Below are 18,462 nucleotides of genomic sequence, written 5' to 3'. Positions count from 1 at the left end.
ATCAAGCTCCCGCCAGTTCAATAGTGTCCATCAACGCACCCAGCGCGGCATTTTCGGTATGCAGCGGCAGATGCACCACGTTTTCAGGCAGTCCGGCATCGGCTTTGACCATCACGGACATGCCTGTGCCGTTTTGTTTGGCAATGGCGGTTTGTCCGTCTTGCAGGCCTAAGCGCGCCAATGTGTTCGGATTCACACGCGCGGCAGGCACGGCGGCATGGCTGGTCGCTTGCAACGGCGCGGAACGGCGCACGATGGCATCGGTGTGATAAATACCGACTCCGCCCACGCGCACGAGGCGGTTTGAGGTTGTCTGAAAATCTTTTTGAGTCGAAGCGGCGCGGTTGTTCAGTTTGGACGGCAGATTTTCCGCATCCAGCGCGTCTTTCAGAATCGCGGCGGTATCGTGGTATTCAAAGCCTTGCAGGTCAAACAGGTTGCCCAATACGCGCAACACTTTCCACATCGGACGCGAATCGCCGAATCCTTGTACCACGCCGTGGAAAGATTGCAGACGGCCTTCCATATTGATGAAGCTGCCTGATGTTTCGGTAAACGGCGCAATCGGCAACAATACGTCGCACACGTCCAGCAGCGTTTCGCTGACAAACGGTGTAAACGCCATCACGCTTTTCGCCTGTTTCAACGCGGCTACGGCTTTTGCGCCGTCCGCCGTATCGATTTCAGGCTCGACGTTGAGCAGCAAGACTGCCTGTTTCGGCGCGTTTGTCATTTCGGCAACGCTCTCGCCAGAGTTTACATTTAAGACATCCGCACCAACGCTGTTGGCGGCTTGCGGCAAAATGCCCAGCACTGCGCCAGTTGTATCCGCCAGCTCTTGCGCGGCGGCATAAATAGCGGCGTAATCAGGATGGTTTTGCACTTCCGCACCTAAAATCACCGCTGCTTTTTCAGCGTTTTTCAGGCTGGCGGTAACGGCGTGTTCCGCATTCGCAGACAGGCTTTTCAGACGGCCTGCCCATTCGTCGGGATGTACGGCTTCCTGAGAGAGAAGCGGCATAAACAATTCTTCTTTGCTGCTGGCCAATACGCTCAAGGCCATACGGTCTTTGGCGGCGCGGCGCAGACGGGCGGTCAGGAGCGGCTGTTCTTTGCGCAAGTTCGCTCCGACTACCAATACGGCATCGTTGTTCGCCAGCGATTCGATACTTTGTCCCAACCATTGCGCACCATTAAGGTCGTCTGAAAGACGTTTGTCCAGTTGGCGCAGGCGGGTGGCGAAATTTTTAACACCCAAGCCATCGGCAAGCTTTTTGGCCAGATACAGCTCTTCAACCGTATTCATCGGATTGGCCCAAACGCCGACTTGGTTTTGGTTGCCGTCTTTGGCGATACATTCAATCGCGCTGCGGACATATTCCAACGCGGTTTTCCAATCCACATCCATCCACTCGCCGCCCTGTTTGATTTTCGGGTTTTTCAGACGGCTTTCGTGATACAGGCCTTCGTAGGCAAAACGGTCGCGGTCGGACAGCCAGCATTCGTTGATAGCTTCATTTTCCAACGGCAATACACGGCGGACAGTATGGTCTTTGGTTTGTACAATCAGGTTGCTGCCCAAAGCATCATGGGCGGAAACGGATTTACGGCGGTTCAATTCCCAAGTACGCGCGTTGAAGCGGAACGGTTTGCTGGTCAATGCACCGACAGGACACAAATCGATGACGTTGCCTGACAATTCGGTTTCCACTGCTTTGCCGATAAAAGGCATGATCTCGGAATGTTCGCCGCGATTCGCCATCGCAATTTCCTGCAGGCCGGCGATTTCTTCGGTGAAACGCACGCAGCGGGTGCAGTGGATACAGCGGCTCATTTCTTCAGCGGAAACCAAAGGCCCCATGTCTTTGCCGACGACGGAACGTTTTTCTTCAGTATAGCGGCTGGTGGTTTTGCCGTAGCCCATCGCCAAATCCTGCAACTGGCATTCACCGCCTTGGTCGCAGGTCGGACAATCAAGCGGATGGTTGATGAGCAGGAACTCCATCACGCCTTCTTGCGCCTCTCGGGCTTTTGCCGAATGCGTACGCACAATCATGCCGTCTGTAACCGGCGTGGCACAGGCGGGCAGGGGTTTGGGGGCTTTTTCCACGTCCACCAAACACATACGGCAGTTGGCAGCGATGGAAAGTTTTTTGTGGTAACAGAAATGCGGGATATAAGTACCGAGCTTGTGCGCGGCTTCAATTACCGTCGCGCCCTGCTCCACAGATACCTGTTTGCCGTCGATTTCGATTTGTAACATGGTTCGTTCCTAGTTACGGATTCTTAATGAAGATTTTTGTTGCAGGTCGTCTGAACGGGTTTCAGACGGCCTTTGCTGTGTGTTGTGTGTGTTTGGGTGCTGCTTGGTTTTTATGGCGGCCGATTCAGACGGCCTTTTTCATTTTTTGTTGGGTCTCGACCCAACCTGCCTTGCTACCTTTGATTAATGATTCAGCAATGATGACACATCTATTTCTGGTTGCTCATGCAACTTGACACATTTCGAAGAGTTGTAAATATCAATCAGAGTTTCAATTTGTCCTTCAAAAGACTGCCCTTCTAAGTTCATCTCATCACGGACTTCTTGTCCAAGATACATGGCATCACGAGCTGAACCTTGTATATTTTTTTCTTTTGTGTACTGCTCCATTTTTTGCGAGATCATTTTGAATGCTGCACCTTGCTCAAGCTGGTTTGCAGCAATACCACATTTCATAAAAGTCTTTAAATCATCATGCTCAGAAGAACAACCAAATAACAATCCGGTTAGAGCAATCAATACCAGTTTCTTCATTTTTATATTTCTCATTACGTTCAACACCACTTATGCCCTTTCATCGACCGGCCGTGTTCGATGTAATGCACAAACTCATCACGGAAATGCTTGGTAAAGCTGCGGACGGGGAAGACAGCGGCATCGGCGAGGGCGCAGATGGTGCGGCCTGCCATTTGGTTACCGATAGAATCCAGCAGATCCAAGTCTTCCATGCGGCCTTTGCCTTCTACGATGCGGTGAACGATGCGGTAGAGCCAGCCGGTGCCTTCACGACAAGGCGTACATTGACCGCAAGACTCGTCGTAGTAGAAGTAGCTTAGACGCTCAAGGGCTTTGACCATGCACACGTCTTCGTCCATCACAATAATTGCGCCGGAACCCAACATTGATCCCGCTTTGGAAATGGAGTCATAGTCCATATTGGTCTGCATCATGATATCGGCAGGCAAAACTGGCGCGGACGAACCGCCGGGGATAACGGCTTTGAGTTTTTTGCCGCCACGCATACCGCCCGCCATTTTCAGGATTTCGGCAAACGGCGTGCCTAACGGCACTTCATAGTTACCCGGACGTTCGACATGGCCGGAGATGCAGAACAGTTTAGTACCGCCGGCATTCGGAATACCTTTGTCGGCAAACGCCTGACCGCCGTCGCGGACGATAAACGGCACGGAAGCGAAGGTTTCGGTATTGTTGATGGTGGTCGGCTTGCCGTACAGGCCGAACGAGGCGGGGAACGGCGGTTTGAAGCGCGGCTGGCCTTTTTTGCCTTCCAACGATTCGAGCAATGCGGTTTCTTCGCCGCAAATATATGCGCCGTAGCCGTGGTGGGCGAAGAGTTCAAATTCAAAATCCGAACCCAAAATATTTTTACCCAAAAAGCCTGCGGCACGTGCCTGCTCCAAAGCGGCTTCAAAGCGTTGGTAGCCTTCGAAAATTTCGCCGTGGATATAGTTGTAGCCGGCTTTCGCACCCATCGCATAACCGGCAATAATCATGCCTTCAATCAGAGCATGGGGATTGAACATAATGATGTCACGGTCTTTAAATGTACCCGGCTCGCCTTCGTCGGTATTACAAACCACATATTTTTCGCCCGGGAAGGAACGGGGCATAAAGCTCCATTTCAAACCGGTCGGGAAGCCCGCACCGCCACGACCGCGCAAACCGGAGGTTTTGACTTCGTCAATCACATCGGTTTGCGAGATGTTTTCGGACAGGATTTTACGCAGGGCGGTATAGCCGCCACGTTTGACGTATTCGTCCAATGTCCAGCAATCGGGATTGGCGGTATCCACTTGGTCAAAAATCACGCCTGATTGGTAAATAGTCATTTTTGGTGTGCCTGTTCGTTTTCGTATCGGTTGCAGCCGTTGTTTTCAGACGGCCTTTTATTTCAGTTCGGCAAGTTTCTTCTCAATCGCCTCTTCGGTCATAAAGCTGCACATGCTGTGGTTGTTGACCAGCATAACGGGGGCGTCGCCGCATGCGCCCATGCATTCGCCTTCGACGAGGGTGAATTTGCCGTCGGGCGTGGTTTCGCCGTAGCCGATACCGAGTTTTTTCTTCAGGTATTCGCCGGTATCCATGCCGCCGCGCAGGGCGCAGGGAAGGTTGGTGCAGACGGTCAGTTTGTATTTGCCGACCGGCTCGAGGTCGTACATATTGTAGAAAGTGGCGACTTCGTATGCCTGCGCCGGCGTGATGCCGATGTAGTCGGCAACAAAGGCGATGGTTTCGGGGGAGAGCCAGCCTTTTTCGGCTTGGGCGATACGCAACGCGCCCATGATGGCGGAACGGCGTTGGTCGGCGGGATATTTCGCCAACTCAATGTCGATTTGTTTTAAGGATTCTGCGGATAACATTATCGGTCAACCTCCCCGAATACGATGTCCTGCGTACCGATAATGGCAACGACATCGGCGAGCATGTGGCCTTTTGCCATTTCGTCCATGCCTTGCAGATGGGCGAAGCCGGGTGCGCGGATTTTCAGGCGGTAGGGTTTGTTCGCGCCGTCTGAAATGATGTAAACGCCGAACTCGCCTTTCGGGTGTTCGACAGCGGTGTAAGTCTCGCCCTCGGGAACGTGCATCCCTTCGGTAAAGAGTTTGAAATGGTGAATCAGGTCTTCCATACCTGTTTTCATTTCGGTGCGCTTGGGCGGGGCGAATTTGTGGTTTGTGGTAATGACCGGGCCGGGATTGACGCGCAGCCAGTCGGCACATTGTTTGATGATGCGTACGGATTGGCGCATTTCCTCCATGCGGCAGAGGTAGCGGTCGTAACAGTCGCCGTTGACGCCGACGGGAATATCGAAATCCATTTGGTCGTACACTTCATACGGCTGTTTCTTACGTACGTCCCATTCCACGCCCGAACCGCGCAGCATCACGCCGGTAAAGCCTTTTTGCATGGCGCGCTCGGGGGAGACGACGCCGATGCCGACGGTACGTTGTTTCCAGATGCGGTTGTCGGTCAGGAGGGTTTCGAGTGTGTCGATGTTTTTCGGGAAGCGTTCGCAGAAGGCGTCGATGAAGTCGAGCATGGTGCCTTCGCGGGATTCGTTGAGCTGCTTCAATACTTTGGCGTTGCGGAATTTGCTGCTCTCGTATTTGGGCATGAAGTCGGGCAGGTCGCGGTAAACGCCGCCGGGACGGAAGTAGGCGGCATGCATACGCGCGCCGGAAACGGCTTCGTACAAGTCCATCAGCTCTTCGCGATCGCGGAAAGCGTAGAGGATGGCAGTCATCGCACCGATGTCGAAGGCGTGCGAACCGATGCCCATCAAGTGATTGAGGATACGCGTTACTTCGGCGAACATCACGCGGATGTATTGGGCGCGGATAGGCACATCAATTCCGGCGAGTTTTTCTACCGCCAAGCAATACGCCTGCTCGTTGACCATCATGGAAACGTAGTCCAACCTGTCCATATAAGGCAGGGCTTGCAGATAGGTTTTGGTTTCCGCCAGTTTTTCGGTGCCTCGGTGCAAGAGGCCGATATGCGGATCGGCACGGACGATTTGTTCGCCATCCAATTCCAAAATCATACGCAATACGCCGTGCGCCGCAGGGTGTTGCGGGCCGAAGTTGATGGTGTAGTTTCTTAATTTATTGGCCACCGTAGTTCTCCTCACGGACGATACGCGGCGTGATTTCGCGCGGCTCGATGGTAACGGGTTGGTAAATCACGCGTTTTTGCTCTTCGTCGTAACGCATTTCCACATAGCCGGAAATCGGGAAGTCTTTGCGGAAAGGATGTCCGACGAAGCCGTAATCGGTCAGGATGCGGCGCAGGTCGGGATGGTTGTTGAACATGATGCCGTACAAATCGAAGGCTTCGCGCTCGTACCAATCCGCGCTGTTGTAAACGGGAACCACGGATTCGACCACGGGGAAATCGTCGTCTGAAACCCAGACGCGCACGCGGATGCGCTGATTGTTTTTAACAGAAAGAAGCTGGCTGACAACGGCGAAGCGTTTGCCCTGCCATGCTTCGTTTTTGTAAGTGCTGTAATCGACGCCGCATAAATCAACCAAAAGCTCGAAATGCAGTTCTTCATGGTCGCGCAGCGCGGTCATGATTGAAATATAGTGTTCGGGCAGACACTCGACGGTAATCTCGCCCAAAGCGGAAATGACTTTGCTTGCCTGATTGCCCAAAACGCGGCTGACGGTATCGTATAAGTTTTGAATGCTTGCCATATCGTCCTCCCCTTACTCGTCCCGCGCGATGGTGGAAGTGCGCTTGATTTTTTGTTGTAGCTGCATCAGGCCGTAAATCAGGGCTTCCGCAGTCGGCGGACAACCCGGCACATAAACGTCTACCGGCACGACACGGTCGGCACCGCGCACGACGGAATAAGAATAGTGATAATAGCCGCCGCCGTTGGCACACGAACCCATAGACAATACCCAACGCGGCTCGGCGAGCTGGTCGTACACGCGGCGCAGGGCGGGCGCCATTTTATTGGTCAGCGTACCCGCCACAATCATCAGGTCTGCCTGACGGGGAGACGGACGGAAAATAATGCCGAAACGGTCAAGGTCGTAACGCGCCATACCTGCGTGCATCATTTCCACGGCGCAGCAGGCCAAGCCGAAAGTAACCGGCCACAGCGAACCGGTACGCATATAGTTCAGCACCGTATCCGCGCTGGTGGTGATGAAACCTTTTTTCAAAACGCCTTCTATTCCCATTCCAGCGCACCTTTTTTCCATTCGTAAACAAAGCCTACCGTCAGAACGACGATAAACACCAGCATAGACCAGAAGCCGTATGCGCCCAAATCTTTGAACACCACCGCCCACGGCAGCATAAACGCAACCTCCAAATCAAAGAGGATGAACAGGATGGCGACGAGATAATAACGTACGTCAAACTTCATCCTGGCGTTTTCAAAGGCTTCGAAACCGCATTCGTAAGCCGCGTCTTTTTCGGCGTAGTGGTGTTTCGGACCTAAAATCGTGCCGAGCAGGATAAACAGCACGCCGGCCGCGAGGCCGACGAGGATGAATACTAGGACGGGAAAGTAACTGGCCAACATGGGTTTATGCCTAACTGGTTGACAGACAAATCTTAATATCCTGCTATTTTATCGAATTTCAAAATCCATTAAAAGGTAAATGTCGGCAAACCTGCAAAAAAATCTTAATAAATTCAATAAGTTTATGATAACGATTCTTATTTGTGTTTTATAACAACCCAACTTCATTCCTTTGCCCATATCAACGCCAATAAAATTGGACACAAAATGCATCACCCACCGCCAACCCTAAACACAACAAACCCTTCCAATAAACCAGATTCGCTTTTCAGACGACCTTTTGTCCGTCTTTATCAACAAGAATCTGCTAAAATCGTCCGTTTCCCACTTCAACCTGACAGCAGCAATACATGAATATCTTTTACGAAGAGTCCGGCCAATTCAAAGTCGCCGCCATCGTCCAAAAAAACGACGCCACCTACCAAGTCGATACCCAACACGGCAAGCGCACCAAAGTGAAGGCGAACAACGTCTTTGCCGAGTTCGACGGCGATATGGCGGCGTTTTTGGAGAACGCGCAAGCGCAGGCGGCGGACATCGACACCGATTTATTGTGGGAAGTATGCGGCGAAGAAGAATTTTCCGCCGAAGCCATCGCCGAAGAATATTACGGTCATGCGCCGACCAAAACCGAGCTGGCGGCGACCTTGATTGCGCTGTACGCCGCGCCGATGTATTTCTACAAAAAAGCCAAAGGCGTGTTCAAAGCCGCGCCCGAAGAAACTTTGAAACAAGCGCTTGCCGCCATCGAACGCAAAAAACAACAAGACGCGCAAATCGACGCTTGGGCGGAAGCCTTGAAACGCGGCGAGATGCCGTCTGAAATTGCGGCGGATTTGAAAATCATCCTGCACGCGCCCGATAAGCAGTCGCTGACCTACAAAGCCTTTACCAAAGCCGCCGACGCGCTGAAAACCTCCGCCTACGAATTGGCGAAAAAGACGGGCGGCATTACGTCCATTCCCCAATATCTGCAAGACGGGTTTGAAATCAAATACTTCCCCAAAGGCACGGATTTCCCCAGCTTCCCCCTACCCGAAATGCCCGATCTGCCCAAGGCTGACGTTACCGCCTTTTCCATTGACGACGAATCAACCACCGAAGTGGACGACGCTTTAAGCCTGACAGATTTGGGCAACGGCATGAAGCGCGTCGGCATCCATATCGCCGCGCCGTCGCTTGCCGTTAAACCAGGCGACAAAATGGAAAAAAACATCATGGAACGCTTGAGCACGGTCTATTTTCCCGGCGGCAAAATCACCATGCTGCCCGAAAACTGGATTGCCGCGTTCAGCCTTGATGCGGGCGCGTACCGTCCTGCCGTCAGCATTTATTTCGATGTGGACGGCGAGTTCAACGTCGGCGAGCCGACCTGCAAAATTGAAGCCGTCAACATCGCCGAAAACCTGCGCATCCAAACCATCGAGCCGCATTTCAACGCCGAAACCGGCTTGGACGAAGCCGGCGAAATGATGTTCGCCCATCATCAAGACCTGATTTGGTTGCACCAATTCGCCGTCGCCCTGCAAAAAGCGCGCGGCAAATACGAACCCGACCGTGCGCCGCAATACGATTACAGCATCGAATTGGATGAGGAAGGCAACGTATCCGTCGTCCGCCGCGAACGCGGTTCGCCCATCGATACGCTGGTCAGCGAGATGATGATACTCGCCAACAGCACTTGGGCGCAGATGCTCCATGATAACGACCTGCCCGGCCTCTTCCGCGTGCAACCCGCCGGAAAAGTGCGCATGAGCACCAAATCCGAGCCGCACATCGGCATGGGTGTGCAGCATTACGGCTGGTTCACCTCGCCGCTGCGCCGTGCCGCCGACTACATCAACCAAAAACAACTCCTCAGCCTGATAGACGACACCGCCGAACCGCTTTTCCAGCAAAGCGATGCCGAACTCTTCGCCGCCCTGCGCGATTTCGACACTGCCTACGCCGCCTATGCCGATTTCCAACGGCAGATGGAAGCCTACTGGAGCCTCGTGTACCTGCAACAGCAAGGCACAAGCGAGCTGACCGCCACCATCCTAAAAGAAGACCTCGTCCGTATCGAAGGCCTGCCGCTGGTAACCCGCGCCACCGGCATCCCGTTCGACGCGCTGCCCAAATCGCAAGTCCTGCTCAAAATCACCGAGCTTGATCCCGAAAAGCAGTTTATCGCGCTGAACTATGTGAAAGCCGTCGCTCCTGCGGTTGCGTAAGTTTCCCGTGATGAAAAAAGGTCGTCTGAAAACCTTGGATATAGGTTTTCAGACGACCTTTTGAACGTTTAAACACCCGCTAATGTGCTTCCACCCGTTTGAAATCTCTCGGTCGGAAACCCAGCGCAGCCAGCGACACGAAATACAAACCGCCGCCTATCGCAACCAAGATGCACAACTGCCCTGCCTTACGCAAACCGCCGACATGCACCCACTCAAACGGCAGGTAAGTCTGCGCAGCCCACAGCCCGCCGCCCATCACGACAAGCGACAGCAGCATTTTACTTAGGAAACTCCTCCACCCTTTACCGGGTTGGTAAATACCGTGTTTACACAAAAGGAAGAACAACAATCCCGCATTGATACACGCGCCCAAACCGATGGCAAGCGAAAGCCCGACATGTTTCAGAGGGCCAACAAAGGCGAAGTTCATCAACTGCGTGCAGACGAGCGTAAAGATGGCGATTTTGACGGGCGTTTTGATGTTTTGCCGTGCATAGAAACCGGGTGCCAACACTTTAATCATGATTAAGCCGATTAAACCGAAAGAGTAGGCAATCAGCGCATGTTGCGTCATCTGCGCGTCAAACAGCGTAAATTCGCGGTACATAAAAAGCGTCGCCACCAGCGGGAACGACAATACCGCCAACCCGACCGCCGCCGGCAGGGTCAGCAGCATACACAGGCGCAAACCCCAGTCGAGCAGTCCGGAAAACTGCTCTGTATTCTGATTGGCTGCATGTTTGGACAAAGTCGGTAGCAAAATTGTACCGAGTGCCGCACCTAAAACACCGCTGGGCAGCTCCATCAGGCGGTCGGCGTAATACATCCACGAAACGCTGCCCGATTGCAGATAAGAAGCAAAAATCGTGTTGATCACCAAAGAAATCTGCGCCACGCTCACGCCCAAAATCGCAGGCGCCATCTGTTTCATCACGCGGTTGACCGCCCTATCTTGAAAATTCAGCTTAGGCAGTTTCAAAAAACCTAGTTTCGCCAGCCAAGGCAGTTGGAAGCCGAGCTGCAAAATCCCGCCGACAAAAACTGCCCAAGCCAGCGCGGTAACGGGCGGATCAAAATACGGTATGAAATACAGCGAAAAGACGATAAAAGAAATATTCAAAAACGTCGGCGTAAACGCGGGAATGCTGAACTTATGATAAGAATTCAGTATCGAACCAACAAAAGAAGACAATGAAATCAATAAGATATAAGGAAACGTAATCCGCAGCAAATTGATAGAAAGCTGGAATTTGTCCGCATCCTCGGCAAAGCCGGGCGCAGAGGCCCAAATGATCCAAGGCGCGGCAAGAATACCCAGCGCGGTAACGATCACCAGGACAAACGACAGCATCCCCGCCACATGGCGAATAAACGCCTCCGTCGCTTCTTTTGACCGCGTTTCCTTATATTCCGCCAAAATCGGCACGAAAGCCTGGGCAAACGCCCCTTCCGCAAATACGCGGCGCAACAGATTGGGCAGTTTAAACGCCACAAAAAAGGCGTCGGTTGCCATACCTGCACCAAACGCTCGGGCAATTACCGTATCGCGCAAAAATCCAAGTATGCGCGACACCATCGTCAAACTGCCGACCTTGGCCAAAGCCCCTAACAAATTCATCCGTTTTATTCCTTCAAAAGTCCAGACGTCGTCTGAAAGCGCGTATTGTACGACAGAATATACAAATCTAGGCAAATCGGTATTCCAACAGGCAAACATATAGCGGATGAACACCCCCTGCTTCGTTGCCTGTTCCTTATGTTGCCCACCATCAAAAAGGTCGTCTGAAAACCTATTTTCGGGTTTTCAGACGACCTTTTGCTTGATCAAATCACTTCAATTATTGCCCGATGGGAATCAGCAGTGAACCAGCGTGCCTTCGTCTTCGCCGGTAATGACGCGTTTGAGCGAGCCTTGTTTGGCGATGCCGAAGACGACGATGTTGAGTTTTCGTTCGCGGCAGAGGGCGAAGGCGGTCGCATCCATGACTTTGAGGTTTTTGTTCAAGGCTTCGTCAAAGGTGATGGTTTCGTAGCGCGTGGCGGACGGGTCTTTTTTCGGGTCTGCGGTATAAACGCCGTCCACATTGGTGGCTTTGAGCATGACGTCGCAGTTCATTTCGGCTCCGCGCAGGGCGGCGGCGGTGTCGGTGGTGAAGAACGGGTTGCCCGTACCGGCGGCGAAGATGACGACTTTACCTTCTTCAAGGTATTGGATGGCTTTGGGACGGGCGTAGGTTTCGGCGATTTGCTGCATGGAAAGTGCGGATTGTACGCGCGCTTTAATACCGAGGGTTTCGAAGGCATCTTTGAGGGCAAGGGCGTTCATGACGGTCGCCATCATGCCCATGTAGTCTGCAGTGGCACGGTCCATACTGCCTGCTTGGGCGGATACGCCGCGGAAGATGTTGCCGCCGCCGACAACGATGCCGACTTGTACGCCCATTTTGACGATTTCGGCGATTTCACCGACGGTTTGGACGATGGTGTCGTGGTTGATGCCGAAAGGGTCGGAACCCATCAGGGATTCGCCGGAGAGTTTCAGTAATACGCGTTTGTATTTGATTTGCTGTGTCATGGGATACCTTGCTTTCTTTGGGTGGATAGCGCTCATTATTCAGGGCGCTGCTTCAATTCGGGGAAAGGGCGTTTGATTTTCAGACGACCTTTCGGGATATTTGGCTGACAGGGTAACGCGTTTTCCGTGGGTGTATGGGTTTGGATAAATTATTATGTGTTGATTATGATGAAATATTTTCTGTTCGACAGTATTTTAAACAGTGTAACTCTCAAAAAAAAGCACCCTGATTCGTTTGGAATCCAGGTGCTTTCTTTTTCATCTCTGCCTTACACTTTAGCAGCAGCGGCAACTTCGGCTGCGTAGTCGACAACGGCTTTTTCGATGCCGTCGCCTACTTTGTAACGTACGAAGCTGATGATTTCGGTGCCGTTTTCTTTAGCGAATTGGGCAACGGTTTGATCAGGGTTCATTACAAATGCTTGGCCGTTCAGGGTGATTTCGGCCAAGAACTTGCGGATACGGCCTTCAACCATTTTAGCGGCGATGTCGGCAGGTTTGCCGGAAGCGATGGCTTGCTCGGTGTAGATGTGGCGTTCTTTTTCGATGGTTTCGGCATCTACTTCGGCTTCGGTTACGCATTGCGGTTTGGCGGCAACGATGTGCATACCGATTTTACGCGCTACGTCTTCAGAGCCTTTGAACTCAACCAATACGCCTTCGGTAGCCAATGCGCCGTGGATGTAGGCAACCAGTTGGTTGGCGGTGTCGATCACTTGGAAGCGGCGGACAGACATGTTCTCGCCCAATTTGGCGATGATGGCTTTGCGTTCTGCTTCAACCAGTTCGCTCAGTTCTTCAACGGTAGCCGGTTTTTTCTCGGCAGCGGTTTTCGCAACGAAGTTGGCGAATTCTACGAAGCCTGCGTCTTTGGCAACGAAGTCGGTTTCGCAGTTTACTTCAACCAATGCGCCGACATTGCCGTTGATGGCGTAAGCCAATACGCCTTCGGCAGCGGTACGGCCAGCCAGTTTGCCGGCTTTCGCGCCGGATTTGATGCGCAGGATTTCTTCGGCTTTTTCGAAGTTGCCTTCGGCTTCAACCAAGGCTTTTTTGCATTCCATCATGCCCAGGCCGGTAGCGGCGCGCAGGTCGGCAACCATTTTTGCAGTAATTTCTGCCATTTTGAATCTCCTAGATTTTGGGGAAACGCGGGGTATCCGTGTTTGGGAATGGGGTCGTCTGAAAAGGTTTTTCAGAACGGGATTTGAGAAAAGGGGCATAACGCCCCTCTTCGGTTTGCCGGATTACTCGGCAGCAGCTTCTTGGGCAGCGGCTACGGTTTCTTGCAGCGCTTGGTTTTTGCCTTCCAAAACTGCGTCGGCGATGCCGCGGCAGTACAGGCGGATGGCTTTGGCGGAGTCGTCGTTACCGGGGATGACGTATTTCACGCCGTCAGGGCTGTTGTTGGTATCGACTACGGCGATAACGGGGATGCCCAGTTTTTCAGCCTCGACCAGAGTACCTTTTTGGTAGCCGGTGTCGATAACGAAAATCGCGTCAGGCAGGCCTTTCATGTTTTTGATACCGCCCAAAGAACGTTCCAGTTTTTCAACGTCGCGTTGCATTTCCAGAATTTCTTTTTTGTTGAAACCGCCTTCGGCAGCGTTTTCCAAAGCAGCGGTTTTTTCTTCCAGGCGTTTGATGGATTGCTTAACGGTTTTGTAGTTGGTCAGCATGCCGCCCAACCAACGGTGATCGACGAAAGGCATACCGGCGCGGGTAGCTTCTTCGCGGATGATTTCACGCGCTTGACGTTTTGTGCCGACAAACAGCACGGTGCCTTTGTTGGCAACCAGACGGCGTACGGCTTCTTGCGCTTCTTGGAACATCGGCAGGGTTTTTTCCAGGTTGACGATGTGGATTTTATTGCGCGCACCGAAAATGTATTGTGCCATTTTCGGGTTCCAGAAACGGGTTTGGTGGCCGAAGTGAACGCCGGCTTCAATCATCTGACGCATAGTAATTTGAGACATTTTATTTCCTTGAAAGGGTTAAGAGCACACATTCAATCGCATAGAACTTGATAGGCTGCGCCTATTGTCAAGCACCCTTCGGCGAAAGTGGGCATAAGTTTTAAAAAATAGTGTGTTTCCGAAATGGAAAACTGACGGATTATAGCGGATAAGGGGTCGTCTGAAAAGGGATTTTATGCACTGCCGTCCTGTTTGCCGCCTTCTTGTCCGGCTGCGCGGCTGCTTTGTTCGAATGCTCCCTTTTCCTGCTGCTTCATCAGGCGGTTGCGGCGGCGGATGGTGACGGTGAAAACGGTAAACGCAACGGGCAGGACTGCCCAAAAAACCAAATAAATCAAAGCGCGCGCGATGCTGGGTTGGGCGGCGGAATACATGACGGCGACGAAGAGGTAGCCGATAAGGACGATATGCCACATGGCGGAATCCTGTTTTGATGTTAACGGAGCGTTTATAATCGCCGTATTCTACAACAACACTCAAAAGGTCGTCTGAAATGAGGAATGAGGAAAAACACGCCCTACGCCGAGAATTGCGCCGCGCCCGCGCTCAGATGGGGCATCAAGGGCGGTTGGCGGCGGGGCAAACGGTTAACCGCCTGCTCAAACGTTATATCAAGAAGGGGCGGAAGATCGGCGTGTATTGGCCGATGGGCAGCGAGCTGCGGCTGGACGGCTTTGTGCGTGCGGCACAAAAACGCGGCGCCAAACTCTATCTGCCTTATATCGAACCGCGTTCGCGGCGGATGTGGTTCACGCCCTATCCTGCCGACGGGGCAAAACAAGAACGCAAACGCGGCAGGGCGAAGCTGCATGTACCGCAGTTTTCGGGACGCAAAATCCGCGTACACGGTTTATCGATATTGCTTGTCCCGATTGTCGGCATGGACCGCGAAGGCTACCGCTTAGGGCAGGCTGGCGGCTATTACGACGCGACGCTCGCAGCGATGAAATACCGTTTACAGGCAAAAACCATAGGTGTAGGCTTCGCTTGCCAACTGGTTGACACGCTGCCGCGCGAACCGCACGACCTGCCGCTGGACGGGTTTGTATCGGAATCGGGCGTGCTGGTGTTCAAACATCATTAATCAATAGCTTTCAGACGACCTCAAAGATGTCGCCCGTTAAGACACTATGAAAGGTCGTCTGAAAACCCAAACCATCCAATACAAAGGAATCCCCATGGCTGATTTTTCATCTGTTCCCGTTTTGTCCTTCGACCGCGTCCGTCTCGAACCTTTGACGGCGGCACACGAAGCCGGTTTGCGCGAAGCAGTTTGCGACGGCGAAGTCTGGAAGCTGAACGTAACCACCGCGCCCGAACCCGACCAAGTGGCGGACTACATCCACACCGCCACACAAACCCGCCTCGCCTTTGCCGTCATCGACGAAGACACGGGCAAAATCGTCGGCTCGACTTCGCTTTACCACATCGACCCCGCCATCCCCCGCCTCTACATCGGTTTCACATGGTATGCCCTGTCGGCACGGCGCACGCGCATCAATACCGCCTGCAAAATCATGTTGCTCGACTACGTCTTTGACAATTTAAACTGCCGCTGCGCCTGCTGGCAGACCGACAACCTCAACACCGCCTCTCAACGCGCTATCGAACGCCTGGGCGCACACCAAGACGGTATCTTGCGCTGCCACAAATTGCGGAAAGACGGCAGCGTGCGCGATACGGTGGAATACAGCCTGCTGCGCGAAGAATGGCCGCAGGCAAGGGCAAAACTGCTCAAAAAAGCGGCAGCTTATGACGCGTCCTGAAAAAACGTTTTCTTCTTCATTTTTTCATCAAAACACGTCCATCTTGCTGACAATCTGAAGTCTTTAAGAAGTGAATGAAATCAGGCTCACCCCCGCCAAACACCTGATAAATAAAGGTCGTCTGAATGTTTCAGACGACCTTTTCAAACTGCGTTTATGTAAATCCAAACAGAAAATCTTTGCAATTCTCAGAAAAATCCACTAAATTCTCAATAACATATTATGAACGGTTTAACATCGGTTCAAAACGTAAAACCCGCGCGCAATCTTCCACGCCAAAAACACCGCGCCAGCAGGTTTTACCGCCGAAACAGGCGTTCGTAATACAACGGATAATCATAAAGGCAGGATATGCCTGTTTCTAGGAGTACAACCATGGCTGAAGCAACAGATGTTGTCTTGGTGGGTGGAGGCATTATGAGCGCAACTTTGGGCGTTTTGCTCAAAGAACTCGAACCGTCTTGGGAAATCACCCTTATCGAACGCTTGGAAGACGTAGCGTTGGAATCGTCAAACGCTTGGAACAACGCCGGCACAGGGCATTCCGCGTTATGCGAACTCAATTACGCCCCGCTCGGCGCAGACGGCACCATCGACCCGACCCGCGCCCTCAATATTGCCGAACAATTCCACATCAGCCGCCAGTTCTGGTCATCGCTTGTCGAAGAAGGCAAAATCACCGACAACTCCTTCATCCATACCGTCCCGCATATGTCGCTGGTCATGAACACCGACCATTGCGACTACCTGCAAAAACGTTACGACGCATTCAAATCCCAAAAACTCTTCGAACGGATGGAATTCTCCACCGACCGCGCCAAAATCGCCGAATGGGCGCCGCTGGTCATCAACGGCCGTAAAGAAGGCCAACCCGTCGCCGCCAACTACTCCGCCGAAGGCACAGACGTCGATTTCGGCAGCCTGACCCGCCAAATGGTGCAATACCTGCGCGAAAAAGGCGTCAAAACCGAGTTCAACCGCCACGTCGACGACATCAAACGCGAATCCGACGGCGCATGGGTACTCAAAACCAGCGACACCCGCAACCCTGACGGACAACTCACCCTCCGCACCCGCTTCCTCTTCCTCGGCGCAGGCGGCGGCGCACTGACCCTGCTGCAAAAATCCGGCATCCCCGAAGGCAAAGGCTACGGCGGCTTCCCCGTTTCCGGGCTGTTCTTCCGCAACAGCAACCCCGAAACCGCCGCGCAACACAACGCCAAAGTGTACGGACAAGCCTCCGTCGGCGCGCCGCCCATGTCCGTCCCGCACCTCGACACCCGCAACGTGGACGGCAAACGCCACCTCATGTTCGGCCCTTACGCAGGCTTCCGTTCCAACTTCCTCAAACAAGGTTCGCTCATGGATTTACCCCTGTCCATCCACTTGGACAACCTCTACCCCATGCTGCGCGCGGGTTGGGCAAATATGCCCCTGACCAAATACCTCTTGGGCGAATTGCGCAAAACCAAAGAAGAACGTTTCGCCTCCCTGCTGGAATACTACCCCGAAGCAAACCCTGACGACTGGGAACTCATCACCGCAGGACAACGCGTTCAAATCATCAAAAAAGACTCCGAAAAAGGCGGCGTCCTCCAATTCGGCACCGAAATCGTCGCCCACGCCGACGGCTCGCTCGCCGCACTCTTGGGCGCATCCCCCGGCGCATCAACCGCCGTACCCTTGATGATCAAACTCATCCACCAATGCTTCCCAAGCCGCATTTCCTCATGGGAAGGTCGTCTGAAAGAACTTGTTCCCGGCTTCGGCATCAAGCTCAACGACAACCCGCAGCTTGCCGAAGAAATCATCAGCCACAACGCCAAAGTATTGGGTATTCATTACGCTTGAGGCAGATAAATTGCAAGGCGGGCGTTCTTGCCCGCCTTTTTTCAAACCATTAAAGTATAGTGGCTTAACTAAATCAGGACAAGGCGATGAAACCGCAAGACAGTACAGACAGTACAGAAACCGATTCACTTGGTGCTTCAGCACCTTAGAGAATGTCTCTTTGAGCCAAGGCGAGGCAACGCCGTAATGGTTTAAAGTTAATCCACTATAAAACATCAGGTCGTCTGAACATTCAGACGACCTGAATCCATTGGAGACAAGCAAACATGTTTACCGTACAGCGCATTTACGCATACCGGCCCGACCCCGAACAAACCGCAGTCTTTATCGACCGCCTCTATCCGCGCGGCATCCGCAAAGAGGTCTTCACTACGGCGCTTTGGCTCAAAGACATCACCCCCAGTGCAAACCTGCGCCGCTGGTATCATGAAAATCCGGCTGAACATTTTGACGGTTTCGTCAGCCGTTACCATGAGGAGCTGCACGGCGATACCGAGCAAACCGCCATTAGGCAGCTCTTGGAGTTGGAACGGCAACACGGCAGCGTTTTACTGCTGACTGCCGTCAAAGACCCGCATCATTCCCATGTTTCTGCCTTAGAGCAGTTTTTGGGGACGTCGTTTGAATATCGCGATTAACAAAAACAGCAAAACCTGCGTCATTTGGGGTTGATGCAAAAAGGTCGTCTGAAATCCAGTCTAGGTTTCAGACGACCTTTGTTTTTTTATAGTGGATTAACTTTAAACCAGTACG

At 52.8% G+C, this 18,462-nt stretch carries 18 protein-coding genes; 5 read left to right on the top strand and 13 right to left on the bottom strand.

Annotated elements, in window-relative coordinates; translation table 11 throughout:
• Nucleotide 1: 1 nt before the first annotated feature.
• The 8 genes from nuoG to HMPREF2726_RS03930 form a co-directional block, all read right to left on the bottom strand.
• Nucleotides 2–2,263 carry an NADH-quinone oxidoreductase subunit NuoG gene (gene nuoG, locus HMPREF2726_RS03965; protein WP_070602266.1) on the bottom strand — a complete coding sequence of 754 codons (2,262 nt, stop codon included), beginning with the start codon at nucleotides 2,261–2,263 and terminating at the stop codon, nucleotides 2–4.
• A 183-nt stretch (nucleotides 2,264–2,446) separates the two neighbouring features.
• Nucleotides 2,447–2,797: a hypothetical protein gene (locus tag HMPREF2726_RS03960; protein ID WP_070602265.1), complete on the bottom strand. Its 351-nt coding sequence runs from the start codon at nucleotides 2,795–2,797 to the stop codon at nucleotides 2,447–2,449.
• Between the two features lie 20 nt (nucleotides 2,798–2,817).
• Nucleotides 2,818–4,113 carry an NADH-quinone oxidoreductase subunit NuoF gene (gene nuoF / locus HMPREF2726_RS03955; RefSeq protein WP_070602263.1) on the bottom strand — a complete coding sequence of 432 codons (1,296 nt, stop codon included), beginning with the start codon at nucleotides 4,111–4,113 and terminating at the stop codon, nucleotides 2,818–2,820.
• Nucleotides 4,114–4,170: 57 nt separating this feature from the next.
• A complete protein-coding gene (nuoE, locus tag HMPREF2726_RS03950; RefSeq protein ID WP_009310870.1) occupies nucleotides 4,171–4,644 on the bottom strand; it encodes an NADH-quinone oxidoreductase subunit NuoE in 474 nt (157 codons plus the stop codon).
• Nucleotides 4,644–5,900: an NADH dehydrogenase (quinone) subunit D gene (gene nuoD, locus HMPREF2726_RS03945; protein ID WP_009310869.1), complete on the bottom strand. Its 1,257-nt coding sequence runs from the start codon at nucleotides 5,898–5,900 to the stop codon at nucleotides 4,644–4,646. Before nuoD ends, nuoE begins: the two co-directional genes overlap by 1 nt.
• Nucleotides 5,890–6,483, bottom strand: a complete 594-nt coding sequence (locus HMPREF2726_RS03940) for an NADH-quinone oxidoreductase subunit C (protein WP_009310868.1) — start codon at nucleotides 6,481–6,483, stop codon at nucleotides 5,890–5,892. The genes nuoD and HMPREF2726_RS03940 overlap by 11 nt, the downstream gene beginning before the upstream one ends.
• A gap of 12 nt (nucleotides 6,484–6,495) precedes the next feature.
• Nucleotides 6,496–6,978, bottom strand: coding sequence for a NuoB/complex I 20 kDa subunit family protein (locus tag HMPREF2726_RS03935; RefSeq protein WP_003677002.1), 483 nt, complete (start codon nucleotides 6,976–6,978; stop codon nucleotides 6,496–6,498).
• On the bottom strand, nucleotides 6,969–7,325 hold the full coding sequence (locus HMPREF2726_RS03930) for an NADH-quinone oxidoreductase subunit A (protein WP_003741940.1): 357 nt from the start codon (nucleotides 7,323–7,325) through the stop codon (nucleotides 6,969–6,971). The genes HMPREF2726_RS03935 and HMPREF2726_RS03930 overlap by 10 nt, the downstream gene beginning before the upstream one ends.
• A gap of 350 nt (nucleotides 7,326–7,675) precedes the next feature.
• Between HMPREF2726_RS03930 and HMPREF2726_RS03925 the strand changes: the two genes are divergently transcribed.
• Entirely contained in the window at nucleotides 7,676–9,538 is a 1,863-nt protein-coding gene (locus HMPREF2726_RS03925) for a ribonuclease catalytic domain-containing protein (protein WP_070602262.1), read from the top strand.
• A gap of 79 nt (nucleotides 9,539–9,617) precedes the next feature.
• On the opposite strand, the gene murJ is transcribed toward HMPREF2726_RS03925, so the two are convergent.
• The 5 genes from murJ to HMPREF2726_RS03900 all read right to left on the bottom strand — a co-directional run bounded on the left by murJ (nucleotide 9,618) and on the right by HMPREF2726_RS03900 (nucleotide 14,508).
• The gene (gene murJ / locus HMPREF2726_RS03920) at nucleotides 9,618–11,159 is read right to left on the bottom strand and encodes a murein biosynthesis integral membrane protein MurJ (protein ID WP_070602260.1); all 1,542 of its coding nucleotides are present in this window, start codon (nucleotides 11,157–11,159) and stop codon (nucleotides 9,618–9,620) included.
• 237 nt (nucleotides 11,160–11,396) lie between these two features.
• Nucleotides 11,397–12,116 carry a UMP kinase gene (pyrH, locus tag HMPREF2726_RS03915; protein ID WP_003686859.1) on the bottom strand — a complete coding sequence of 240 codons (720 nt, stop codon included), beginning with the start codon at nucleotides 12,114–12,116 and terminating at the stop codon, nucleotides 11,397–11,399.
• 269 nt (nucleotides 12,117–12,385) lie between these two features.
• Nucleotides 12,386–13,240, bottom strand: coding sequence for a translation elongation factor Ts (gene tsf, locus HMPREF2726_RS03910; protein WP_003759406.1), 855 nt, complete (start codon nucleotides 13,238–13,240; stop codon nucleotides 12,386–12,388).
• Between the two features lie 123 nt (nucleotides 13,241–13,363).
• Entirely contained in the window at nucleotides 13,364–14,092 is a 729-nt protein-coding gene (gene rpsB / locus HMPREF2726_RS03905; RefSeq protein ID WP_003759405.1) for a 30S ribosomal protein S2, read from the bottom strand.
• Between the two features lie 173 nt (nucleotides 14,093–14,265).
• On the bottom strand, nucleotides 14,266–14,508 hold the full coding sequence (locus HMPREF2726_RS03900; RefSeq protein WP_070602258.1) for a hypothetical protein: 243 nt from the start codon (nucleotides 14,506–14,508) through the stop codon (nucleotides 14,266–14,268).
• Nucleotides 14,509–14,585: 77 nt separating this feature from the next.
• Between HMPREF2726_RS03900 and HMPREF2726_RS03895 the strand changes: the two genes are divergently transcribed.
• The 4 genes from HMPREF2726_RS03895 (at nucleotide 14,586) to HMPREF2726_RS03880 (ending at nucleotide 18,347) form a co-directional block, all read left to right on the top strand.
• A complete protein-coding gene (locus HMPREF2726_RS03895; RefSeq protein ID WP_003765124.1) occupies nucleotides 14,586–15,176 on the top strand; it encodes a 5-formyltetrahydrofolate cyclo-ligase in 591 nt (196 codons plus the stop codon).
• A gap of 94 nt (nucleotides 15,177–15,270) precedes the next feature.
• Complete coding sequence (locus tag HMPREF2726_RS03890; protein WP_070602462.1) at nucleotides 15,271–15,858, top strand: GNAT family N-acetyltransferase; 588 nt, start codon at nucleotides 15,271–15,273, stop codon at nucleotides 15,856–15,858.
• A 375-nt stretch (nucleotides 15,859–16,233) separates the two neighbouring features.
• Complete coding sequence (locus HMPREF2726_RS03885) at nucleotides 16,234–17,709, top strand: malate:quinone oxidoreductase (RefSeq protein WP_009310862.1); 1,476 nt, start codon at nucleotides 16,234–16,236, stop codon at nucleotides 17,707–17,709.
• A 266-nt stretch (nucleotides 17,710–17,975) separates the two neighbouring features.
• The gene (locus HMPREF2726_RS03880) at nucleotides 17,976–18,347 is read left to right on the top strand and encodes a DUF488 domain-containing protein (protein ID WP_070602257.1); all 372 of its coding nucleotides are present in this window, start codon (nucleotides 17,976–17,978) and stop codon (nucleotides 18,345–18,347) included.
• Nucleotides 18,348–18,462 lie beyond the last annotated feature (115 nt).

It is taken from the genome of Neisseria sp. HMSC074B07 (assembly GCF_001810355.1).
Lineage (GTDB): Bacteria > Pseudomonadota > Gammaproteobacteria > Burkholderiales > Neisseriaceae > Neisseria.
Note: the sequence above shows the minus strand (reverse complement) of the source record. Positions and strands in the feature narration are given on the sequence as shown.